We start from the raw sequence: 23,774 nt of genomic DNA on the forward strand, positions 1-23,774 counted from the left end.
TTCGCCCATGGTTTCTACGTTGAAGATCACGTTGGTCGCTGTGTTTATGCTGCTCGCCGCGTGTCGCAGTGAGCCGATTCAGTTTCACACGTTGACCCCGACGCAATTCGGCGGGACGGCGCGTGGCAACGGTGGGGAAATTTTCATCGAAGGCCTGAGCGTACCGCCTCAGGTCGATCGTCCGCAGATCGTCATTCGTCAGGGCAACAGCGGCCTGGCCATTCTGGAAACCGAATGGTGGGCGGCGAGCCTGGTGGACGAATTGCGAAGTGCTCTGGTGGATCAGCTGGCCAACAGCAATCCGCAACGCAAGGTGTCGGTGCGCGTGGACGTGCAGCGCTTCGATTCGATTCCTGGGCAATACGCATTGATGGACGTCAAATGGCGCCTGCGCGGCGCAGGTGAAGGCGATAACACGTTGGTCAGTTGCCGCAGCACGTTGCAAACACCCTCTGGCCCGTCCATCGACGACTTGGTCCTTGCCCAACAGAACAACGTCAAACGCCTCGCTGCGCTGATCAGCCGGGCCGCGAGCGGAACACAAAAAGGTTGCCCGGCGACACAGTGAATTGACGTTTCCAGCGTGCACGATTCTGAAAATAACGGGAGCCGCCACTGCATGAATCGCCCTATCCCCGCTTTCCTGACAAAAGCCCTGTTCGTCACTGCCCTGCTGAGTGTCGGTCATGCTAACTCAACCGATGCCGACGGCATCGTGGTCTACAACGCCCAGCACGAAAGCCTGACAAAAGCCTGGATCGAGGGCTTTACCAAAGAGACCGGAATCAAGGTCACGGTGCGCAACGGCGATGACAGCGAAATGAGTAACCAGATCGTGCAGGAAGGTACGGCGTCACCCGCTGACGTGTTCCTGACCGAAAACTCCCCGGCCATGGTGCTGGTGGACAACGCGGGGCTGTTTGCACCCGTTGCGCCGACCACACTGGAGCAAGTCGACGCGGCTTATCGTCCGGCCAATGGCAAGTGGGTCGGCATTGCTGCGCGCTCTACGGTATTTGTCTACAACCCGGACAAACTGCCTGAAGCCGGGTTGCCGAAATCGCTGATGGACCTCGCCGATCCGAAATGGAAAGGTCGCTGGGCGGCGTCACCGGCCGGCGCCGACTTCCAGGCCATTGTCGCTGCGGTGCTGGAGCTCAAGGGTGAAGCCGCCACGCTCGAATGGTTGAAAGGGATGAAATCCAACTTCACTGCGTACCGGGGCAACAGCTCTGTATTGAAAGCGGTGAATGCAGGGCAGATCGACAGCGGTGTGATTTATCACTATTACCGCTTCGGCGATCAGGCCAAAACCGGCGAAAACAGCAAGAACACCGCCCTGCACTACTTCAAACACAAGGATCCGGGGGCGTTTATCAGCCTCTCCGGTGGCGGTGTTCTGGCGTCCAGTCAACACAAGGAACAAGCCCAGGCGTTCCTTAAATGGGTGACCGGCAAGGACGGCCAGGCCATCCTCAAGACGGGTAAATCGTTCGAATATGCCGTGGGTAAAAACGCTGAATCCAACCCGAAACTGGTGCCTCTGCAGCAGCTCGACGCGCCGACAGTCGATGCGTCAAAACTCGACAGTAAAAAAGCCGTGGAACTGATGACTCAGGCCGGACTGCTCTGAATTGATACCTGAAACGCTACCGGTGGGTGTCGCTGCGGCGATACCCGAACATTTACGCCGCCGCTCCCGCGGAATGTTCGCGGGTCGCGGCGGTGCGTGGGTGATCGGTTTGTCGGTAATGATTTCATTGCTGGCGCTGCTACCGATTGCTTTCGTCATCGGCGTTTCCGTGCAGACCGGCTGGGCCACCCTTGCAACGCTGGTGTTTCGGCCACGGGTCGGCGAGTTGTTGATCAACACCGTGTTGCTGGTAGTGATCACGATTCCCGTGTGTGTCGCCCTCGGCGTGACGCTGGCCTGGCTGACAGAGCGCAGCAATCTGCCGGGCCGGCGCTGGTGGTCGTTGCTGGCAACCGCGCCGCTGGCGGTCCCGGCCTTCGTTCACAGTTATGCGTGGGTCAGCCTGGTGCCGTCGATCAACGGGCTGTTTGCCGGCGTGCTGGTCTCGGTGATTGCCTACTTCCCGTTTCTCTATCTGCCGATTGCAGCGTCCCTGCGCCGGCTCGATCCAGCCATAGAGGATGTCGCAGAATCGATGGGGCTCAAACCCTGGGCGGTGTTTTTCCGGGTGGTGCTGCCGCAGCTGCGTCTGGCCATCTGTGGCGGTGCCTTACTGGTTGGGCTGCATTTGCTGGCCGAATATGGTTTGTACGCGATGATTCGCTTCGACACCTTCACCACGGCGATCTTCGATCAGTTCAAGTCCACCTTCAACGGACCCGCCGCCAACCTGCTGGCCGGCGTGCTCGCCCTCTGTTGCCTGGCGATGCTGACCGTCGAATCGGCGGCGCGAGGCCATGCGCGGTATGCGCGGGTCGGTTCGGGAAGCGCCCGGGATCAGCGAATAGTGCGCTTGAAAACCGGTTCGACCGTACTCGCGCAGGCCTTGCTGATGGTGACCTGCGCCCTGGCGCTCGGTGTGCCTCTGATTACGTTAGGCAAGTGGTTGATCGCAGGGGGTACGCACGTCTGGCAGATGGCCGAGCTGATGCCAGCGCTGCAGCAGACACTGCTGCTCGGGATCGCGGGCGCCGCGCTCACCACCTGCGCAGCCATCCCGATGGCCTGGCTGTCGATTCGCTCGCCCGGTCGGTTGCAACGGATTCTCGAAAGCTGCAATTACATCACCAGTTCCTTGCCGGGTATTGTGGTCGCCCTGGCCTTGGTAGCGGTCACGGTGCATTTCGCCCGGCCGATTTATCAGACCACGATCACCGTTCTGCTGGCTTATCTGCTGATGTTCTTGCCCCGGGCGCTGGTGAGTTTGCGTGCCGGCATTGCCCAAGCGCCGGTGGAGCTGGAGAACGTGGCCCGCAGCCTCGGTCGTTCGCCCGGTCGGGCGCTGTGGCTGATTACTTTGAGGCTGGCGGCGCCCGGCGCTGCCGCTGGCGCCGCATTGGTGTTCCTGGCGATCACCAACGAGTTGACGGCCACCCTTCTGCTCGCCCCGAACGGCACGCGCACGTTGGCGACCGGGTTCTGGGCGTTGACCAGTGAAATCGACTACGCCGCAGCGGCACCCTACGCCTTGCTGATGATTCTGCTGTCACTTCCGTTGACCGGACTCCTCTATCACCAATCCAAACGAACGGCGGGCCGATGAACGCACTTGAGCTGCATTCGATCTGCAAATCCTACGGCCCACAAATGGCTCTGGAAGACATCAACCTGTCGGTGCCGACGGGGAGCCGCACAGTGATCGTCGGCCCTTCGGGTTCAGGCAAAACCACCTTGCTGCGCATGATCGCAGGCTTCGAGTTCCCGGACGCGGGGCGCCTGACCCTCAACGGCCAGACGCTGGTCGACGACACCCACGAAGTGCCGGCGCACCAACGCCAGATTGGTTATGTCCCTCAGGACGGCGCCCTCTTCCCGCACATGACTGTGGCCGCCAATATCGGTTTCGGACTGGCGGTCCGGGGCGTCCGGAAACGGGACCGTATCGCTGAGTTGATGGACAGCGTGGAACTTGCGGCCAGCATGGCCAATCGTTGGCCCCATGAGTTGTCTGGCGGCCAGCAACAACGGGTTGCACTGGCGAGAGCCCTCGCGCAACACCCGCGATTAATGCTGCTGGACGAACCGTTTTCCGCGCTCGATACCGGCCTGCGCGCGTCCATGCGCAAACTGGTCGCGCGGTTGTTGGCCGACGCCGGTGTCACCACGATTCTGGTGACCCATGACCAGAGTGAAGCGCTGTCGTTTGCCGATCTACTGGCTGTCATGCGCGAGGGGCGCCTGGTTCAGTCCGGTCACCCGCTGGACCTTTACCGCTACCCCGGCGACGAACAAATCGCGCTGTTCCTCGGCGAGGCCGTGGTGCTGCCGGCCAGGATCGAGGCCGGCTGGGCCCATTGCGATCTGGGGCGGATACCTGTCAACAATCACCGCAACAACCGCTGCGCGCAGATCATGCTGCGACCCGAGCAGTTGCAACTGGCAGGCTTCGTGACCAGCGCGGTGGAACCCGCGGGGTGTCGTGCCGTAGTGACCGAGCGGGATTTCAGTGGCAATACCTGCACGCTGACCGTGGAGTTGGAGCCGTTGAAATCCGGTGACCAACCAGGGCGATCCTTAATGGTGCGCAGTTCAGGCCTGTACGCGCCACCGACTGGCAGTGAGGTTCACGTCTCGACCATCGGCCACGCTCATGTTCTGAACGAAACTTAAAGATCAGAGCGGTCCACTGCCCGCCGCCGGACGTTATACAACCCGATAGCCGAATTGAAATATGGCCTCGCTTATCCTGATGGCGCGCAGCAGCGCGTCGACCCTGATCACGTGCAGCTGTGGATGCGCGATGCCCGCCAGAACGGTTCGGTGGGCGTACTGATGCGGGTCGAAGGGGAGAACGAGTGACCTATGAAAATCAGTGTATTCGGTAGCGGTTACGTGGGCCTGGTGCAGGCCGCTGTGTTGGCTGAAGTCGGCCATGACGTGGTCTGCATGGACATCGACGAGAAAAAAGTCGAGTTGCTGCAACAGGGCCACGTGAGCATATTCGAACCCGGGCTCGCCAGCCTGGTGCGCGAAAGCCTGGAAGCAAAACGGCTGCAGTTCACCACCGACGAAAAACTCGCGGTGCAACACGGTCAGGTGTTGTTCATCGCGGTGGGCACGCCGTCCCGGGACGATGGCTCAGCGGATCTGCGCTACGTGCTGTCGGTGGGCGAAGCGGTGGCCCGTCATCGCGAGCACCCGGTGATTCTGGTGGAGAAATCCACGGTCCCCGTGGGCACCGGCGATACCCTGCGCGCGCACATCGACAAGTGCCTGATCAAGGTCGGGCGGTTGTTGCAGTTCGAGATCGTCTCCAACCCGGAGTTTCTGAAAGAAGGCTCAGCGGTGGCCGATTGCCGACGCCCGGACCGAATCATCATCGGCTGCGAAAGCGATGAGGTGCGCGACGTCATGCGCGATCTTTACGCGCCATTCAACCGCAACCATGACCGGATCATGTTCATGGACGTGCGCAGTGCCGAACTGACCAAGTACGCCGCCAACTGCATGCTGGCGACCAAGATCAGCTTCATCAACCAGATCGCCGAACTGGCCGAGCACCTGGGCGCCGACATCGAATCGGTGCGCCTGGGCATCGGCGCGGATTCGCGCATCGGCTATCACTTCATCTACCCCGGTTGCGGTTACGGCGGTTCATGTTTCCCCAAAGACATGCGCGCCCTGATCCACAGCGCCGAAGAAGCGCATTGCTCCAGCGATCTGCTGCAAGCGGTGGAAGCGATCAACCAGCGACAGAAACACAAGCTGTTCGAGCGCATCAACGCGTTCTACAAGGGCGATTTGCGCGGCAAGACGTTCGCCGTGTGGGGCCTGGCATTCAAACCCAACACCGATGACATGCGCGATGCACCGAGCCGCGTACTGCTCGAATCGCTGTGGGCCGCCGGCGCCAGCGTGCGGGCGTTCGATCCGGAAGCGATGCAGGAAACCCAGCATTTGTACCCCGACGAAGCAAAGCTGATGCTCATGGGCACCCCGGAATCGGTGCTGACCGGTGCCGATGCATTGATCATCTGCACCGAGTGGCAACAGTTCAAGGCGCCGGATTTCAACCTGATCCAGCAGCGGCTCAAAGCTCCGGTGATCTTTGACGGACGCAACCTGTACGACGCCGATCGCCTGGCGCGCAACGGGTTCATGTACTTCCCGATGGGGCGCGGTGACTCACGCAAGCTACCGATTCCGCATCAGCAATGGCGGGCGCAATCAGTTGTTGCGTGATTGATGGAATATTCATGAGCGGTCGCCGAGTCGCTTTACAGCAACATTAATGCACTCAAACTGCATTAATATGAATTTGTCAGCATCGCGAATGATCGGCACACTGTCCCTCGTTCCTCCCCCAATAGTTGGAACTCCTTCAAGGGCTTTCTGGGTATCCCAGCTAAGCCTTTTTTTTGCCTCGATTTTTTGAATGGGGTCGTTTGCCAAATGCTTGCTCGCTGGTTACCTGCCGCCATCAACACCCGCCCCTCGGAATGGAGCCGCGCCGCCATCGGCATGGCCTTGGGTACGATGTTCAGCGTCTGGCTCTGCTCGCGGGTATTCGGCATCGAAGTCGCGCAGCACCTGATCGGACCGCTGGGTGCCTCGGCGGTGCTGCTGTTTGCGGTGTCCTCCGGGGCGCTGGCACAACCCTGGTCGATACTCGGCGGCTACTTGAGCGCCGGCGTGATCGCGCTACTGGTCGCTCACGTGCTCGGACGAACCCTCGGCAGCGCATGCCTCGCCGCTGGCATGGCACTGCTCCTGATGTGTTGGCTGCGCTGCCTGCATCCGCCGGCCGGCGCCCTCGCGTTGCTGTTGGTATTGGCCGATCCGGCAACCATCGCGCTCGACTGGAAAGCCCTCGGCCCGGTGATGCTCAGCGCAGCGACCATGCTGCTCAGCGCCTTGGTCTACAACAACCTGACGCGCATTCGTTACCCGAAACGACCCGCCGAACCCGCGCCAGCCCTGCCGTCGGCCGGCAGCCAGGCCATCACCGCCGAGGATTTGAAACGGGCATTGGCGGACATGGAAGCATTCATCGACGTCACGCCGGAGGACCTCGAACAGCTGATTCATGCCAGTGAGTTGCATGCAAGGCGCCGCAGCATCAGTGAAGTGCTTCGCAAGCGAACCTGAGGGAGCACAGTCCTTTGTGGGAGCGGGCTTGCTCGCGAAAGCGGTTTGTCATCCAGCATCAATGTTGACTGCCAGGGCCCCTTCGCGAGCAAGCCCGCTCCCACGGTATGAGTGATCGCCCTTGCAAAAATGCATACTCGACCTGCACATATCCCGGTTGTACATGGCAAATTTGCACTGGTACGATCCGGGATCGCTCGCGTGCGAGCATCTCTATAAAGAACAATAAAAGCAGGGAGTTAGTGATGACTGCTCAGGTTTCTTCTCCGGGGACTCAGTCCATGGATGCCACGCAAAATGAAGTGCTGGCCGAGGTTCGCAACCACATCGGTTACCTGACCCTCAATCGCCCCGCCGGTCTCAACGCGATCACCCTGGACATGGTCCGCCACCTGCACCGCCAGCTCGACGTCTGGGCAAACGATCCGCAGATTCGCGCCGTGGTTTTGCGCGGTGCCGGCGAGAAAGCCTTCTGCGCCGGCGGTGATATCCGCTCGCTGTACGACAGCTTCAAAAACGGCGACACCCTGCACGAAGATTTCTTTGTCGAGGAATACGCCCTCGACCTCGCAATCCATCACTACTGCAAACCCGTACTCGCCTTGATGGACGGTTTCGTCCTGGGCGGCGGTATGGGCCTGGTGCAAGGCGCCGACTTGAGGGTGGTGACCGAACGAAGTCGTCTTGCAATGCCGGAAGTGGCCATCGGTTACTTTCCTGACGTCGGTGGCAGCTACTTTCTGCCGCGCATTCCCGGGGAGCTGGGCATTTACCTCGGCGTCAGCGGCGTGCAGATCCGCGCGGCCGACGCGCTCTATTGCGGATTGGCTGACTGGTGCCTGGACAGCGACAAACTAGGCATCCTGGACGAGCGCCTCGATCAGCTGGAATGGCACGACACCCCGCTGAAAGACCTTCAAGGCCTGCTCGCACAACTCGCTGTGCAGCATCTGCCCAATGCGCCGCTGAGCAAACTGCGCCCGGCCATCGATCACTTCTTCGCCCTGCCCGACGTGCCGAGTATTGTTGAACAATTGCGCGAAGTCACAGTCGCCGACAGCCATGAATGGGCGACAACCACGGCTGATCTGCTGCAAAGCCGTTCGCCGCTGGCCATGGGCGTGACCCTTGAAATGCTGCGGTGCGGTCGGCACTTGAACCTGGAAGACTGCTTCGCCCTCGAGCTGCACCTGGACCGTCAGTGGTTCGAGCGCGGCGACCTGATCGAAGGCGTGCGCGCCTTGCTGATCGACAAAGACAAGCGCCCGCGCTGGAACCCGCCGACCTTGCAGGCGCTGGACGCCGAGCATGTTGCGAGTTTCTTCACAGGGTTTGACCGGAGCGGGAGCTGAGCCATGCACGATATCGAATTGAGCGAAGAGCAAGTCATGATTCGCGACATGGCCCGGGATTTTGCCCGTGGCGAAATCGCGCCCCATGCGCAAGCCTGGGAAAAGGCCGGCTGGATCGACGACGGTCTGGTGGCGAAGATGGGCGAACTGGGCCTGCTGGGCATGGTGGTGCCTGAAGAATGGGGCGGCACTTATGTCGATTACGTCGCCTATGCCTTGGCGGTGGAAGAGATTTCCGCCGGCGACGGCGCCACGGGCGCACTGATGAGCATCCACAATTCCGTGGGCTGCGGGCCGGTTCTGAACTACGGCACCGAAGAACAGAAAAAGACCTGGCTGCCGGATCTCGCCAGTGGCCAGGCCATCGGCTGCTTCTGCCTGACCGAGCCGCAAGCCGGCTCCGAAGCGCACAACCTGCGCACCCGCGCCGAACTGCGTGACGGCCAATGGGTGATCAACGGCGCCAAACAATTTGTCAGTAACGGCAAACGGGCGAAACTGGCGATCGTGTTTGCCGTGACCGATCCGGACTTGGGCAAGCGTGGGATTTCAGCGTTTCTGGTGCCAACCGATACCGCCGGTTTCATCGTCGATCGCACCGAACACAAGATGGGCATTCGCGCCTCCGATACCTGCGCGGTGACCCTGAGCAACTGCACGATTCCCGAAGCCAATCTGTTGGGTGATCGTGGTAAAGGCCTGGCGATCGCCCTCTCCAACCTCGAAGGCGGACGCATCGGTATCGCCGCGCAAGCGTTGGGGATCGCTCGTGCGGCGTTCGAAGCGGCGCTCGCCTACTCGCGTGATCGCGTGCAGTTTGACAAGCCGATCATCGAGCACCAGAGCATCGCCAATATGCTGGCCGACATGCACACCCGCCTGAATGCGGCCAGGTTGCTGATCCTGCATGCCGCGCGGTTGCGCAGCGCGGGCAAGCCTTGTTTGTCTGAGGCTTCGCAAGCCAAGCTGTTTGCCTCGGAGATGGCCGAGAAGGTCTGCTCGTCAGCGATGCAGATCCATGGCGGGTACGGGTATCTGGAGGATTATCCGGTGGAGCGTTACTACCGGGATGCGCGGATTACGCAGATATATGAAGGGTCTAGCGAGATTCAGCGAATGGTGATTGCCCGAGAACTGAAAAATTATTTGGTTTAAAGCCTTAAAAGCATCGCGAGCAAGCTCGCTCCCACCTTGGACCTCAGCGTTTATGAGATCCCTTGTGGGAGCGGGCTTGCTCGCGATGGCCGCATTACTTACCGACGAACTCAGCTTCACGCTTGGCAATAAACGCCGCCATCCCTTCCTTCTGATCCTGCGTCGCAAACGCCGCATGGAACACCCGACGTTCAAAACGCACACCTTCCGACAGGCTCACTTCAAACGCACGGTTGACGCTTTCCTTGACCATCATCGCTATCGGCAGCGATTTTTTGGCAATCAGTGCCGCGACTTTCAACGCTTCGTCCAGCAACTCATCCGCCGGCACGATCCGCGCGACGATCCCGCAACGTTCCGCTTCCACCGCATCAATCAAACGACCGCTCAGGCACATTTCCATCGCCTTGGCTTTACCGACGGCGCGGGTCAGGCGCTGGGTGCCGCCCATGCCTGGCAGCACGCCGAGGTTGATTTCCGGCTGACCGAATCTGGCGTTGTCGCCGGCCAGGATGAAGTCGCACATCAGCGCCAGTTCGCAGCCGCCGCCGAGGGCAAAACCGTTGACCGCGGCAATGATCGGTTTACGGCGGTTGGCCACCCGGTCGCTGTCGCTGAACAGGTCATCGAGGTAAATCTGCGGGTAGGTCAGTTCGGCCATTTCCTTGATGTCGGCACCGGCGGCGAAGGCTTTTTTCGAGCCCGTCAGCACGATGCAACCGATGTTGGAATCAGCTTCCAGACCATCCAAAGCGTGGTTGAGTTCGCTGACGATCTGCGCGTTCAACGCGTTCAGCGCCTGCGGGCGATTCAGGGTGATCAGGCCGACACGGCCTTGGGTTTCCAGCAAAATCGTTTCGTAATTCACAATGGACTCCTTATTAAAGACTGCGCGAAATGACCATGCGCTGAATATCGCTCGTGCCTTCGTAGATCTGGCACACCCGCACGTCGCGGTAGATCCGCTCCAGCGGGAAATCGTTCAGGTAACCGTAACCGCCGAGGGTTTGCAACGCGGCGGAGCAAACCTTTTCCGCCATTTCCGAAGCAAACAGTTTGGCCATGGAGGCTTCGACCAATGCCGGTTTGCCGCTGTCTCTCAAGGCCGCTGCGTAGTGCACCATCTGCCGGGCGACCGCGATCTGGGTGGCCATGTCCGCCAGGCGGAACGCGACCGCTTGATGTTCGATGATCGGTTTGCCGAAACTTTCGCGCTCACGGGCATAATCCCGGGCCGCTTCGAACGCGGCGCGGGCCATGCCCACCGCTTGCGAAGCGATGCCGACGCGACCGCCTTCGAGGTTAGCCAGGGCGATCTTGTAGCCTTCGCCCTCTTCGCCCAAGCGGTTGGCCACCGGCACTTTGACGTCTTCGAACAGAATCTGACAGGTATCGGACGCGTGCTGGCCGAGTTTGTCTTCGACGCGGGCGACTTTGTAGCCCGGCGAATCAGTCGGCACGATCAGCGCGGTGATCCCGCGTTTGCCGGCGCTCGGGTCCGTCACCGCAAACACGATCACCACGCCGGCGTTCTGCCCGGAGGTGATGAACTGTTTGCAGCCATTCAGAACGTAGTGATCGCCTTCAAGACGGGCGCGGGTTTTCAGGCCGCTCGCATCGGAGCCGGCTTGTGGCTCGGTCAACGCGAATGCGCCGAGCATCGAGCCGCTGGCCAAGGGTTTGAGGAAGCGCTCTTTCTGATCGTCGTTGCCGTAGTTGAGGATCGGCACGCAACCCACCGAGTTGTGCACGCTCATGATGGTCGAGCAGGCGCCGTCACCGGCGGCGATTTCTTCCAGGGCCATGGCGTAGGCCAGGTAACCGGTGTCGCAACCGCCCCACTGCTCCGGCACCAGCATGCCGAAGAAACCCAGTTCGGCCATCTCACCGATGGCTTCCTTGGGGAACCGGTGTAAACGGTCCCATTCGGCGGCGAACGGTTTCAGCCGTTCCTGGGCAAACTGCCGTGCAGCCTCGCTGATCTGGAGTTGTTCGTCATTGGGAATCATGGCAAGTCCTTGAAAATAAGCTGAATGCGAAACCCTCCTGTGGGAGCGAGCTTGCTCGCGATGGCGGACTTGCATTCAATATTTCTATCAACTGATACACCGCTATCGCGAGCAAGCTCGCTCCCACATTGGGATTGGCGTTTGCCTTAGTACAGGCATTCCACGGCCATCGCCGTGGCTTCTCCGCCGCCGATGCAGATCGCTGCCACCCCGCGCTTCAGGCCTTTCTGACGCAGGGCCGAGAGTAAGGTCACGAGGATCCGCGCGCCGGACGCACCGATCGGGTGGCCCAAGGCGCAGGCGCCGCCGTGAACGTTGATCTTCTCGTGGGGGATTTCCAGATGGGTCATGGCTGCCATGCCGACGACGGCGAAGGCTTCGTTGACTTCCACCAGATCGACCTGGTCCAGCGACCAGCCGGTTTTCTTCATCAGCTTCTTGATCGCGCCCACCGGCGCGACCGGGAACAGGCCCGGCGTGTCGGCAAACGCTGCATGACCATGAATCACCGCGAGTGGTTTCAAACCGCGTTTTTCAGCTTCGGAACGGCGCATCAACACCAGGGCCGCCGCGCCATCGGAAATCGAACTGGAGTTCGCCGCTGTCACGGTGCCGCCTTCGCGGAATGCCGGTTTCAGCGAGGCAATCTTGTCCAGTTTGGCTTTCGGTGGCTGTTCGTCGTTGCTGATCAGTACCTGCTCTTTGCCGACGGTCACGGTCAGCGGAACGATTTCGTCCTTAAAGCTGCCGTCCTGGATCGCCTGCTGCGCGCGGGTGGTCGAGGCGATGGCAAACGCGTCCTGCGCTTCGCGGCTGAAACCGTTGGTTTCTGCGCAATCCTCGGCAAAGGTGCCCATCAAGCGGCCTTTGTCGTAGGCGTCTTCGAGGCCATCGAGGAACATGGAATCGAGCACGCGACCGTGGCCCATGCGGTAACCGCTGCGGGCGCGGTCCAGCAGGTACGGCGCGTTGGACATGCTTTCCATGCCGCCGGCGACTACCACATCGGCGCTGCCGGCGACCAGCATGTCGTGGGCCAGAATGGCCGCTTCCATGCCCGAACCGCACATCTTGTTCAGGGTGGTGCAGCGGGTCGATTTATCCAGCCCGGCGCCCAGTGCAGCTTGGCGTGCAGGGGCCTGGCCGAGGCCGGCGGACAGCACGCAGCCAAACAATACTTCTTCAACCGAGTCCGGTGCCACACCGGCACGTTCGACGGCGGCACGAATCGCGGCAGCGCCTAGTTGCGGCGCGGTCAGGCTTTTCAGTTCGCCCTGAAAACCGCCCATCGGGGTGCGGACGGCGCTGACGATTACGATTGGATCGTTGGACATAGTCATGACAAATCCTCCTTACTTGGCGGCCATGCGCAAGGCACCGTCGAGACGGATCACCTCGCCATTGAGCATGCTGTTTTCAATAATATGCCTGACCAGCGCCGCATACTCGCCTGGTTTGCCCAAACGTGGCGGGAACGGCACGCCGGCAGCCAGGGATTCGCGGACTTCCGGGGTCATGCCGGCCATCATCGGCGTTTCGAAAATGCCCGGAGCGATGGTCATCACACGAATGCCGAAGCGCGCCAGTTCACGGGCGGCGGGCAAGGTCAGGCTGACAATCGCGCCTTTGGACGCGGCATAAGCCGCCTGGCCGATCTGGCCATCGTAAGCCGCAGCCGAGGCGGTGTTGATGATCACCCCGCGCTCGCCATCGGCATCCGGCTCGGTTTCGGCAATGGCCGCCGACGCCAGACGCAGCATGTTGAAGCTGCCGATCAGGTTGACGTTGATCACCTGGCTGAAACTGGCCAGCGCGTGCGGACCGTTTTTGCCGAGGATCTTCTCGCCACGGACGATGCCGGCGCAGTTGACCAGACCGTTGAGTCCGCCAAAGACCTTGACCGTCGCCTGCACCGCCGCTTCGGCCGCAGCTTCGTTACTGATATCCGCAACCACGCTTTGCACACCCAAACGTTCAGCCTGAGCCGCAACCGCGTCGGCGTTCATGTCCACCAGCATCACTTTGCCTCCGGCCGCGACCAGCATTTCAGCCGTGGCCGCACCGAGTCCGGAGGCACCGCCGGTGACGAGAAAAACCTTGTTTTCGATCTGCATCATTGTTTCCTTGGATTCAAGCTGAAACGTTCTTCGCCGCGGCCTCTTGAGCCTTGGCGATTTCCTGGTTGCGCAAGATAAAGCGCTGCAACTTGCCGCTTGGGGTTTTCGGCAACTCGCTGACAAATTCGATTTCACGGGGGTACGAGTGCGCGGCCAGACGCTTGCGCACGTGTTGACGCAGTTCCTCGGCCAGTTCGGGTGCGGCGCGGTATTGCGCGCTGAGAACGACGAACGCTTTGACCAGTTCGGTGCGTTCCGGGTCGGGTTTTCCGACCACGGCGGCTTCGATGACGGCCGGGTGTTCGATCAACGCACTTTCGACGTCGAACGGGCCGACGCGGTAGCCGGAGGTGGTGATCACGTCGTCGCTGCGACCGACGAAGCTGATGCTGCCGTCCGGGTTCCACTCGACGGTGTCGCCGCTCAAGTAATAGTTGCCGACGAAGGCCTTGGTGGGTGCGCCTTCGTAACCGCCGAACCAGCACATCGGCGACTGGGTGCGGTCGATGGCCAGGATGCCGGGCTGGCCGACGCCCAGTTCCTTGTAGTCGTCATCCAGCACCACGATGCGGTGGCCCGGCGAGGCAAAACCGGCGGCGCCCATGTGGATCGGATGTTTCAGGCCGTGGTGGTTGCACAGGACCATGCCCAACTCAGTCTGGCCGTAATGGTCATGAATCACCACGTCGAGGTTGTCGGCGAACCAGCGGATCACTTCCGGGTTCAACGGCTCGCCGGCACTGCTGACAATGCGCAGCTTGCCCTTGATCGCTTTCGCGAACTCGTCACCTCCGGCGATCAACAGGCGATACGCGGTCGGCGAGCCGGTGAGGTTAGTGATTCTGTATTTGTTGATCACCCGGCAGGTGCTTTCGAGGGTAAACGGGCCATCGTAAAAGGTGATCGGATGCCCCATCGCCATCGGCCCGGTGACGCCGAAATAGATGCCATAGGCCCAGCCCGGATCGGCGACGTTCCAGAACGCGTCTCCCGGGCGCAGGTCCACGGCGTCACGGGTGTAACTCTGGAACGCGACGATGGCTTTCAGCGGTACAGACAGCGCTTTCGACGGGCCGGTGGTGCCCGAAGTGAACATCAGCAGAAACGGATCTTCGCCGGTCAGCAGCACCGGTTCGCACTCGGGGGAATAGTTGGCGAGCTCGGCCCAGAAACTGAAGTCGCCACGAACGATGCCCTGGCCTTTCGTACCGCCGACAGTGACGATGGTCGGGCAGTCGGCGACTTCAGCGAGTTTGGCGCGGTTGACCGCGTCGGTGACCACCACTTTGGCGTCAGAGCAGCTCAGGCGGTGTTCAATGGCTTTGGGGCCGAACGCGGTGAACAACGGCTGATACACCGCGCCGATACGCCATGTGGCGAACACGGTGATCAATAATTCGATATTGCGTGGCAACAGACCGGCAACCTTGTCGCCTTTCTGCACACCCTGGGCCAGAAGGAAATTGGCGAAACGCGCGGCTTTGTCCTGCAGGTCGCTGAAGGTGTAGGTCGCGCTGGCGCCGTCGCGGCTTTCCCAGAACAGCGCGATGCGACCTGGCAATGCATGCCGGTCGCAACACTCAACGCAGGCATTGAGGGCCGTCAAATTGCCCGTGAGCGCGGCGTCGACGGTGTGCTGATAGTTGAACTGTGACGTGGCAGACAAGTAATCGCGCATTGCCAGAATCCCTCTGTATTTTTATTAGGTTGGGGGAACCGTAATCAACAGGGAAATACTCGCTCTGTGCGGGGGGTGGGGCAATGGTCAAAGCTATCAAGTTGTCTGACTGGTTTGGCCAAGATCTAACAGGTGTGGCGCCTTGAAGGGCGCCTTCGCGAGCAAGCCCGCTCCCACGGTTGGAATGCATTTCCCCTGTGGGAGCGGGCTTGCTCGCGAAGAGGCCCGCTGCATCAATGCAAAATCCAAATCAGGTGGCCTCGTTCAGAATCAAACTCCGATAATGCCCCGGATTCGACCCCGACCACTTGCGAAACGCTTTGTAGAACGAACTCGTATCGGCAAATCCCAGCCGGGTGGCGATCTCGGCGAAGCTGATACTCGGTTCGGCCAGCCAAACGATGGCCAACTCCTTGCGCACGCTGTCCTTGAGCCCCTGATACGTCTGCCCTTCTTCCGCCAGCCGCCGACGCAAGGTCGATGCCGACATGCACAGTTGCTGCGCCAGGGCTTCGGTTTCCGGCCAATGTTCGGCAGGCAATTTGCGCAAATCCTGTTTGATGCGACTGGCGAGGCTCTGCGGGTCGCGGTACTTGACCAGAATGTTCGCGGGCGCATGGGCCAGGAATCGCTTGAGCTCTTCAGCGCTACGTTTGATCGGCAAATCCAGGCAATCAGCCGAGAAGATCATCCGGGTGCGCGGTCGGTCGAAACGCAGGTTTTCGGAAAACATCACCTGATAGTCATCGCAGAAGTCTGGCGCCGGGCAACGCAACTCGATGGCCAGAATCGGGATCCGTCGTCCCGCCAGCCAGCAGGCCACGCCGTGAACAATCATCCAGTAGGTGAAATACGTAAAGGCGCGACGCGGGTCTTGGTCGTCCTCCAACAGCACGATCTCCGCGAGGCTTTGCTGGCGAACCAGCTGCGCGGGGAGGTGTTCAAGCATCAACGACAGAAACGCCAGTCCTGAAGTCAGGCCGGCGGCGAGGCTCGGCTGGACCATGGAGCAGCGACACAGAAACTCCAGGCTGCCGGATTTGAGCTTGCGCGGGTCCATGCCAAAAAACTCATCGTCACGACGCCGGGCCAGTAAACGCCACAGCCGTGCATATGCCGTGGCCGGCACGCGGGCTTTGGAAGATTCGAGCAGCGCCGGATCGATGCCGACTTTGTTCAACACCTCGTCGGTGGCGGCGCCCGGGGCGCAACTTTGCAACAGCGCTTCACGCACCAGTTGAATGGAGATGGTGTCTTTTTCCGACATTGCGCGAGGTAAGCCCTGTTGTTATCAGTGGTGCGCATATTAGCCCGATCTTTTGATCTGTTCAGCTTAGGTTCAGGTTAATGCCAATTATTGCCATTTGGGAATTAGTGTCATTATGCTACAACTTAGCACCCTATCTAATCCTGTGACGGTGCTGAATGCTGGTTCCTTTTTTGATCATGCTGCGCGAAGGCATTGAAGCGGCATTGATCGTTGGCATCATCGCCAGCTACCTCAAGCAAACCGGTCGCGGCCAGTGGATGCCGGCCGTTTGGATCGGTGTGTTTCTCGCTGTTGCCCTGGCCCTGCTGGTAGGTGGTGGCCTGGAGCTGGTCAGTGCCGAGTTTCCGCAGAAACAACAGGAATTGTTCGAAGGAGTGGTCGGCCTGGTCGCCGTCGGCATCTTGAGCTCCATGGTGTTCTGGATGCGTAAAGTGGCGCGTTCGATCAAGCATTCGCTGCACGTCTCCCTCGATCAGGCGCTGACCGGCTCCAGACACAAGGTCACCGCGCCGATCGCCATGGTGTTTTTCGCCGTCGCCCGGGAAGGCCTCGAAACGGTGTTCTTCCTGCTTGCGGTGTTCCAGCAAAGCGAAGGCCCGGGCGCCCCGATCGGTGGCCTGCTTGGCCTGGTCCTGGCGATCATCGTCGGTTTCCTGATCTACACCGGCAGCATGCGCCTGAACCTCGGTGCGTTCTTTCGCTGGACCGGCCTGTTCATCCTCGTGGTGGCCGCCGGCATTCTCGCCAACTCGGTGCAGGCGCTGCATGAGGCCGGGGTCTGGAATCGCCTGCAAACGGTGCTATTCGACCTCAGCGTCACGCTGCCGATGGACGGCCCGCTAGGTTCGGTGCTGGCCAGCATGTTCGGTTATCAGGATGCTCCAACCGTCAGCACCCTGGGCGCCTATGCGGTTTATCTGGTGGTGGCACTGGTGCTGTTTTTTCTCCCCGCGCCGGCCCCTTGCAGGAGCGAGCTTGCTCGCGATGGTCGTTAACGATTACGCGGGAACACCGGTTCCCCGCAGCGCCCTCAGGTTTTTCGCGAGCGGGCTCGCTCCTACACGGGGCAGGTGCGTTGAGACATTCACAAATCAGTAAGGGCACCCATGCCAAATCAATCCTCCCCTCCCCGCGCCTTGCGCTGGGCGGTGGCCGGTTCGGTGATCGTGATGATCGCCGCCGGCGGCCTGTTCTACTACGCCTCGAAAATGGCCGCAGCCAAACGTCAGGCCCACCATGACGAAGTGCTGGTGACCATCCACCCACACAGCTGCGAGCCGAATGCGTTGACGGTGCCGGCCGGTCGCGCCAGTTTCCGCATCGTCAACCGCTCGGACCGCGCCGTCGAATGGGAAATCCTCGATGGCGTGCTGGTGGTCGAAGAACGGGAAAACATCGCGCCCGACCTGAGTCAGGTGATCAACGCCAACCTGCTGCCTGGTGATTACGCGATCACCTGCGGCCTGCTGAGTAACCCGCGCGGCACGCTGCACGTGACACCTACCGCGGCTTCCGATGCGGCAGCCAAAGCCAAGCCGTCAATGGTGACTTTCGTCGGCCCATTGTCGGAATTCCGCGTCTACCTGAGCAGCCAGAGCACCGCGTTGATCAAAGCCGTCACCGCCCTTGAGCACGCCATCGAAGCCGGTGACCTGAGTCAGGCGCAAGCGTTGTACGTTCCGGCCCGCACCGCGTATCAACGCATCGCCCCGGCTGCACAGCGGCTCGCCGAACTCGACAACACGATCAACGCCCGTGCCGATTACTTTGAAAAACGCGAGCAGGATCCGGGCTTCAGCGGCTTCCATCGCCTCGAACATGCGCTGTTCCAGCAACGCAATCTCGACGGCCTGACACTGGTCTCCCAGCGACTGCTGAACGACGTCACCACGCTCAAGCAACAACTGCTCGCCCAATCGCTGCCGCCGGAACAACTGGTCAGCATCGTGGTGCGCAACCTCGACAATCTGGACGACGTACGCGCTCGCAGCGGCGAAGAAGAACGCTACAGCCACACCGACCTGAACGGTTTCGCCGGCAACCTCGACGCGGCGCGCAAAGTGGTCGACCTGTTGCGCCCGCTGCTGAGCAAGTCCGCCGCCGAACTGCTGCCGACCATCGACAACGCCGCCGCCAGCCTCGATGCCGAACTCAACGGCTTCAAGGTCAAGGACGGCTACGCGAGTTACGACACGGTCAGTGCCGAGCAACGCAAACAGATCGCCGACAAGGCCAAGGCGCTGGCCCACGCCCTCGATGGCATCGATCCCGCCCTTGGCCTTTCCGGCCTCTAGCAGAGACGAATTTCAGATGAACGACTCAGAGCAATTCAACCTTCAGCGGCGCCGGGTATTGATGGGCATGGGCGCCGCTGGCGTGGCCTTGGCCGGTTCGGCCTTGAGCTGCCCGGCCTTGGCCGCCAGCCCCGCGCAGGTCACCGAAGCGCCGAGCAGCGACAAGACCGAAGACCGCCGCGATTTCCACGGTCGGCACCAGAGCGGCATCGTCACCCCGCGCCCGGCGTCCGGCATGCTGGTGTCGTTCGATGTTTTGGCCAGCGACCGTGAAGAGATGGAGCGGCTGTTCCGCACGCTCAACGAGCGCATCGCGTTCCTGATGAAGGGTGGCCCGGTGGCGCAGGTCGACCCGAAACTGCCGCCGGTGGATTCAGGGATTCTTGGCCCAGTGGTCACACCCGACAACCTGACCATCACCGTGTCGGTGGGTGAATCGTTGTTCGACGAGCGCTTCGGTCTGGCCAATGCAAAACCGAAACGCCTGAGCCGCATGGTCGGTTTTCCCAACGATGCGCTGGAAGCCGATTGCTGCCACGGCGACCTGAGCTTGCAGTTCTGCGCCAACACCACCGACACCAACATCCATGCCCTGCGCGACATCGTGAAAAACCTGCCGGACCTGCTGCTGGTGCGCTGGAAACAGGAAGGCAGCGTGCCGCCGCAAGCTCCGGCGAAACCCGGCATACCGGCGCAGAGTGCGCGCAACTTTCTGGGCTTTCGCGACGGCTCGGCCAACCCTGATTCCAACGACGCCAAGGCCATGGACAGCATCGTCTGGGTCCAGCCCGGCGGCGACGAACCGGCGTGGGCCGCGAATGGCAGCTATCAAGCGGTACGGATCATCCGCAACTTCGTCGAACGCTGGGACCGCACGCCGTTGCAAGAGCAGGAAAGCATCCTCGGCCGGATCAAAAGCACCGGTGCACCCATGGGCGGCGCCCGTGAAACCGAAGTGCCGGACTACGCCAAAGACCCCGAAGGCAAGCTGACTAAGCTCGACTCCCACATCCGTCTGGCCAATCCACGTACTGCCGCGAGCCAGGCCAACCTGATCCTGCGCCGGCCGTTCAACTACTCCAACGGCGTGAACAAGAACGGTCAGTTGGACATGGGTTTGCTGTTCATCTGCGACCAGGCCGATCTGGAAAAAGGCTTCATTGCTGTGCAAACCCGACTCAACGGCGAGCCGCTCGAGGAATACCTCAAGCCGGTCGGTGGCGGGTACTTCTTCACCCTGCCGGGTGCGATGGGCGAACAGGACTTCATCGGTCGCTCGTTGCTTGATGCAACACAACCAGTAGCCACCGCATAACCAAACGCCAACACGGAACCGTCCTATGAAAAATTCGCCACTCGCGTTACTGCTGACCCTCGGTTGGCTCAACACCCCGCTTTCGGCTTTCGCGGCGACGGCGCCGCTGGAGCTGGTGGGGCCGATCTCGGACTACAAAATCTACGTGACCGAACAACTGGACGAACTGGCCAGCCACACTCGGAAATTCACCGACGCCGTGAAGAAAGGCGACCTCGCCACCGCGCAGAAACTCTACGCGCCGACTCGGGTTTACTACGAGTCGATCGAGCCGATCGCCGAGCTGTTAAGTGACCTCGACGCGTCCATCGACTCTCGTGTCGACGACCACGAAAAAGGCGTGAAGGCCGAAGACTTCACCGGTTTCCACCGCATTGAGTATTCGCTGTTCTCCGAGAAGAGCACCGAAGGTCTGGGCGAGCTGGCCGACGGCTTGAACAAAGACGTCAAAGACCTGCAAACCCGCGTGGCCGGCCTGACCTTCCCGCCCGAGAAAGTGGTGGGCGGCGCTGCTGCGCTGCTGGAGGAAGTGGCGGCGACCAAGATCTCCGGTGAAGAGGATCGCTACAGCCACACTGACCTGTATGACTTCCAGGGCAACATCGACGGTGCGAAGAAAATCGTCGACCTGTTCCGCCCGCAGATCGAGCAGGAGGACGCGGTGTTCATTGCCAAGGTCGACAAGAACTTTGCGATCGTGAACAAGACCTGGCCAAGTACAAAACCAGGGATGGCGGTTTTGAGACTTACGACAAAGTGAAGGAAAGCGACCGTAAAGCGTTGGTCGGGCCGGTGAATACGTTGGCTGAAGATTTGTCGACGTTGCGTGGGAAGCTGGGGCTGAACTGAGTTTTATAGCGTCTGATCAAACTCCTTCGCGAGCAAGCCCGCTCCCACAATTGGAATGCGTTCCAATGTGGGAGCGGGCTTGCTCGCGAAGGGACCAGCGGGCACGCTACATAATCAAAGGATGCGATACAACAACCGCTCGATCCGCACTCGACTCACCCGCTTGAGAAACTTGGCCACCGCCGCCGGGTAATCCGGCAGGGTTTCCAGATCCTGATAACGCTCAATGCGCGTGGTGTGCTGGAAAATCTCTGCCAGCTCGCTGCGACGTGGCGCCATCAGTTCCCCTTTCGGGTCATCGATCAGCAGCGCGTTTTCCAGGTCGAGGCGAAACGCCCGCGGGTTGAGGTTGTTGCCGGTCAGCAAGGTATAACGCTGATCGATCCACATGCCTTTGAGGTGATAGGTGTTATCGCCGTCCTTCCACAGGTGCAAATTCAACTGACCGCTGTCGACGCTGCGATGATGACGCTTGGCAAAGCGGCGCAGGCTGATCTCGTAGAGGTACGGTAACGCTGCAATGACCTTGAAGGGCTCACTTGGCGGAATGTAGAAGTCGTTCGCCGTTTTGTCGCCCACCACGATATCGATCTTCACGCCCCGCGCGAGCGCCCGGTTGATTTCCCGGGTCACCGCCAGCGGCAGGTTGAAGTACGGCGTGCAGATCGTCAGTTGATGCTGGGCGCTGGCGATCAACTCGCAAATCACCCGGCTCAACGGGTTGTTCTTGCCGACACCGAGCAACGGGCTGACCGATAAACCGTCCTTGGCCGTGCTGCCCGTCGTGGTGTCGTACGCCGCGTGCTTGAGCCGGCTGCGCAGGTCGCCGATGTCGCTGCGCAGGCTGCGGGTGGTCGGCAGGTTCGGCAAATCGAGACGGTGCACCGCTTTCGACGCGATCAGGCCGTGCTGGACCAGGTGCTGCATCGAATCGGCCAAAGCGCTGTTCTGCAGCAGGTGATAACGGTCGTAGCGGTATTTGTCGAACTTGTGCAAGTAGACGTTGTTGAGACTCGCGCCGCTATAGATCACGCAGTCATCAATCACGAAGCCTTTCAAATGCAGCACGCCGAACAGCTCGCGGGTCTGCACCGGCACGCCGTACACGGGGACCACACTGGCGTGGGTTCGGGTGGTTTCCTGATACCACGCCGAATTGCCCGGCTGTTTGCCCGCACCAATCAAGCCACGCTGGGCGCGCAGCCAGTCGACGACCACCACCACGTCCAGTTCCGGACGTGCGAGTTTGGCGGCGTGCAAGGCATCGAGAATTTCCTGGCCGGCTTCATCCTGTTGCAGGTACAGCGCGACGATGTAGATGCGCCGAGTCGCCTGGGCGATTTTTTCCAACAGGCAACGGCGGAATTCGGCAGCGCCAGAGAGGATGGTGACGGCATCGGCGGTCAGCGGAAAACTGCGCAGTTTGGGCAGCAGAGAGCGTTTGAAAAGCGACGGCATAGGGCTCGCAATTGGGTCGAATCCGGAGAGTTTGAGAGCTTACACCATGGATGGGCTTGGGTCTTGCTGGTGTCTGTGAGGGCCCCTTCGCGAGCAAGCCCGCTCCCACAGGGAGAACACATTTCAAATGTGGGAGCGGGCTTGCTCGCGAAGGCGATTTCACTAACGTCACAAATACTCGCTTGACCAAGGAGAACGATCGTTCTACTGTCTACACATGAACGAAATCACTAACAACGAAACCCGCGACATCATTCTGGACGTCACCGAAAAGTTGATCTACAAAAGTGGCATCGCTGCCACCGGCATGGATCTTCTGGTGAAGACCGCCGGCGTCTCCAGAAAAAGTATCTACCGCTACTTCGCCAACAAGGAGGAGCTGACCGTTGCGGCCCTGCAACGCCGCGACGTCCGTTGGATGCACTGGTACAGAAGCGCCGTCGACCAGGCCGAAACCCCGGCCGATCGCCTGCTTAACCTGTTTAACGTGCTCAAGGCCTGGTTCGGCTCGGAAGGCTTTCGCGGCTGCGCTTTCATCAACACCAGCGGTGAGATCGGCGACCCGCAAGACCCGATTCGCCTGGTCGCCAAAGAACACAAACAGAAGCTGCTCGACTACCTGCGCGAGCTCTGCACCGAACATGGCGCTGCCGACCCGGAGACGCTGGCCAGACAGCTGCTGATCCTGATCGACGGTGCCATTACCGTGGCGCTTGTCATGGGTGATCACAGTGCCGCCGATAATGCGCAATGCATGGCGCGAAAGTTATTGGACCTGTAACACTTTAACCAAGCCCGACAACTTGCTTGAACTTTTAATTGATAGGGAGACTGTAAATGTCTAACGCTGAAGTTCGTCCGCCATTGCCGCCCTTTACCCTTGAATCGGCCATCGAGAAAGTTCGCCTGGCTGAAGACGGCTGGAATTCTCGTGACCCGCAGCGGGTGTCCCTCGCTTACACCCTGGACACCCAATGGCGCAACCGCGCCGAGTTCGCCTACAACCGTGAAGAAGCCAAAGCCTTCCTGACGCGCAAATGGGCCAAGGAATTCGACTACCGCCTGATCAAGGAACTCTGGGCTTTTACCGATAACCGCATTGCCGTGCGCTACGCCTATGAATGGCACGACGACTCGGGCAACTGGTTCCGTTCCTACGGCAACGAAAACTGGGAGTTCGACGAAAACGGTTTGATGGCCAACCGGTTCGCCTGCATCAACGACATGCCGATCAAGGAAAGCGACCGCAAGTTCCACTGGCCACTGGGTCGTCGGCCGGACGATCACCCAAGCCTGTCCGATCTGGGTCTCTAAGCTCACATGGATCTCTTGTGGGAGCGGGCTTGCTCGCGAAAGCGGTGTGTCAGTCAGCGTTGATGCGTACTGACTCACCCCACTCGCGAGCAAGCCCGCTCCCCCAATGATCTGACTGTGTCAGGGGCAATTTGCTGCTGCGCTGTTGGTACAGCAACAGTTCAAGCCCATCCAAGTCCGAA

21 protein-coding genes and 1 pseudogene are annotated in these 23,774 nt (G+C 60.6%); 15 read left to right on the forward strand and 7 right to left on the reverse strand.

The features are described 5' to 3' along the window. Positions 1-7 precede the first annotated feature (7 nt). The 9 genes from ACYZT9_RS14325 (at position 8) to ACYZT9_RS14365 (ending at position 9,288) form a co-directional block, all read left to right on the forward strand. Complete coding sequence (locus ACYZT9_RS14325; protein WP_462006095.1) at positions 8-568, forward strand: PqiC family protein; 561 nt, start codon at positions 8-10, stop codon at positions 566-568. 51 nt (positions 569-619) lie between these two features. Continuing rightward, positions 620-1,633 (forward strand): iron ABC transporter substrate-binding protein, encoded by a 1,014-nt coding sequence (locus ACYZT9_RS14330; protein ID WP_462006096.1) that lies wholly within the window; start codon positions 620-622, stop codon positions 1,631-1,633. 4 nt (positions 1,634-1,637) lie between these two features. Next, positions 1,638-3,236: an ABC transporter permease gene (locus ACYZT9_RS14335; RefSeq protein WP_462010225.1), complete on the forward strand. Its 1,599-nt coding sequence runs from the start codon at positions 1,638-1,640 to the stop codon at positions 3,234-3,236. Continuing rightward, complete coding sequence (locus tag ACYZT9_RS14340) at positions 3,233-4,303, forward strand: ABC transporter ATP-binding protein (protein WP_462006097.1); 1,071 nt, start codon at positions 3,233-3,235, stop codon at positions 4,301-4,303. The genes ACYZT9_RS14335 and ACYZT9_RS14340 overlap by 4 nt, the downstream gene beginning before the upstream one ends. 54 nt (positions 4,304-4,357) lie before the next feature. Continuing rightward, on the forward strand, positions 4,358-4,492 hold the full coding sequence (locus ACYZT9_RS14345; RefSeq protein ID WP_462006098.1) for a hypothetical protein: 135 nt from the start codon (positions 4,358-4,360) through the stop codon (positions 4,490-4,492). Positions 4,493-4,495: 3 nt separating this feature from the next. Beyond that, positions 4,496-5,875, forward strand: a complete 1,380-nt coding sequence (locus tag ACYZT9_RS14350; protein ID WP_462006099.1) for a UDP-glucose dehydrogenase family protein — start codon at positions 4,496-4,498, stop codon at positions 5,873-5,875. Positions 5,876-6,085: 210 nt separating this feature from the next. Next, positions 6,086-6,781 carry an HPP family protein gene (locus ACYZT9_RS14355; protein ID WP_462006100.1) on the forward strand — a complete coding sequence of 232 codons (696 nt, stop codon included), beginning with the start codon at positions 6,086-6,088 and terminating at the stop codon, positions 6,779-6,781. A gap of 245 nt (positions 6,782-7,026) precedes the next feature. Continuing rightward, positions 7,027-8,133 carry an enoyl-CoA hydratase/isomerase family protein gene (locus tag ACYZT9_RS14360; RefSeq protein ID WP_462006101.1) on the forward strand — a complete coding sequence of 369 codons (1,107 nt, stop codon included), beginning with the start codon at positions 7,027-7,029 and terminating at the stop codon, positions 8,131-8,133. A gap of 3 nt (positions 8,134-8,136) precedes the next feature. Beyond that, positions 8,137-9,288, forward strand: a complete 1,152-nt coding sequence (locus ACYZT9_RS14365; protein WP_462006102.1) for an acyl-CoA dehydrogenase family protein — start codon at positions 8,137-8,139, stop codon at positions 9,286-9,288. Between the two features lie 94 nt (positions 9,289-9,382). On the opposite strand, the gene ACYZT9_RS14370 is transcribed toward ACYZT9_RS14365, so the two are convergent. From ACYZT9_RS14370 to ACYZT9_RS14395, 6 genes are all read right to left on the reverse strand, one after another. After that, on the reverse strand, positions 9,383-10,156 hold the full coding sequence (locus ACYZT9_RS14370) for an enoyl-CoA hydratase (RefSeq protein WP_462006103.1): 774 nt from the start codon (positions 10,154-10,156) through the stop codon (positions 9,383-9,385). A gap of 13 nt (positions 10,157-10,169) precedes the next feature. After that, positions 10,170-11,297 (reverse strand): acyl-CoA dehydrogenase, encoded by a 1,128-nt coding sequence (locus ACYZT9_RS14375; protein WP_462006104.1) that lies wholly within the window; start codon positions 11,295-11,297, stop codon positions 10,170-10,172. Positions 11,298-11,443: 146 nt separating this feature from the next. After that, complete coding sequence (locus tag ACYZT9_RS14380) at positions 11,444-12,637, reverse strand: acetyl-CoA C-acyltransferase (protein ID WP_462006105.1); 1,194 nt, start codon at positions 12,635-12,637, stop codon at positions 11,444-11,446. 12 nt (positions 12,638-12,649) lie between these two features. Next, entirely contained in the window at positions 12,650-13,411 is a 762-nt protein-coding gene (locus ACYZT9_RS14385) for an SDR family NAD(P)-dependent oxidoreductase (protein WP_462006106.1), read from the reverse strand. Between the two features lie 16 nt (positions 13,412-13,427). Continuing rightward, a complete protein-coding gene (locus ACYZT9_RS14390; RefSeq protein WP_462006107.1) occupies positions 13,428-15,092 on the reverse strand; it encodes an AMP-binding protein in 1,665 nt (554 codons plus the stop codon). Between the two features lie 250 nt (positions 15,093-15,342). Continuing rightward, complete coding sequence (locus ACYZT9_RS14395; RefSeq protein WP_462006108.1) at positions 15,343-16,359, reverse strand: AraC family transcriptional regulator; 1,017 nt, start codon at positions 16,357-16,359, stop codon at positions 15,343-15,345. Positions 16,360-16,517: 158 nt separating this feature from the next. Here ACYZT9_RS14395 and efeU point away from each other — a divergent pair, with 158 nt between their 5' ends. The 4 genes and pseudogenes from efeU (at position 16,518) to efeO (ACYZT9_RS14415) (ending at position 20,820) form a co-directional block, all read left to right on the forward strand. Further along, entirely contained in the window at positions 16,518-17,357 is an 840-nt protein-coding gene (gene efeU / locus ACYZT9_RS14400; protein WP_462006109.1) for an iron uptake transporter permease EfeU, read from the forward strand. Between the two features lie 111 nt (positions 17,358-17,468). Then, positions 17,469-18,656 (forward strand): iron uptake system protein EfeO, encoded by a 1,188-nt coding sequence (gene efeO, locus ACYZT9_RS14405; RefSeq protein ID WP_462006110.1) that lies wholly within the window; start codon positions 17,469-17,471, stop codon positions 18,654-18,656. 16 nt (positions 18,657-18,672) lie between these two features. Next, entirely contained in the window at positions 18,673-19,971 is a 1,299-nt protein-coding gene (efeB, locus tag ACYZT9_RS14410) for an iron uptake transporter deferrochelatase/peroxidase subunit (RefSeq protein ID WP_462006111.1), read from the forward strand. A 25-nt stretch (positions 19,972-19,996) separates the two neighbouring features. Beyond that, positions 19,997-20,820 (forward strand): annotated as a pseudogene (efeO, locus tag ACYZT9_RS14415) (iron uptake system protein EfeO). Positions 20,821-20,934: 114 nt separating this feature from the next. Here the strand turns inward: efeO (ACYZT9_RS14415) and pssA are convergent. Continuing rightward, positions 20,935-22,278 carry a CDP-diacylglycerol--serine O-phosphatidyltransferase gene (gene pssA / locus ACYZT9_RS14420; protein WP_462006112.1) on the reverse strand — a complete coding sequence of 448 codons (1,344 nt, stop codon included), beginning with the start codon at positions 22,276-22,278 and terminating at the stop codon, positions 20,935-20,937. 217 nt (positions 22,279-22,495) lie between these two features. On the opposite strand from pssA, the gene ACYZT9_RS14425 reads away from it, so the two are divergent. After that, on the forward strand, positions 22,496-23,059 hold the full coding sequence (locus tag ACYZT9_RS14425) for a TetR/AcrR family transcriptional regulator (RefSeq protein ID WP_462006113.1): 564 nt from the start codon (positions 22,496-22,498) through the stop codon (positions 23,057-23,059). A 56-nt stretch (positions 23,060-23,115) separates the two neighbouring features. After that, a complete protein-coding gene (locus ACYZT9_RS14430; RefSeq protein ID WP_462006114.1) occupies positions 23,116-23,592 on the forward strand; it encodes a nuclear transport factor 2 family protein in 477 nt (158 codons plus the stop codon). Positions 23,593-23,774: the final 182 nt, after the last annotated feature.

The organism is Pseudomonas sp. ZT5P21, assembly GCF_054897785.1.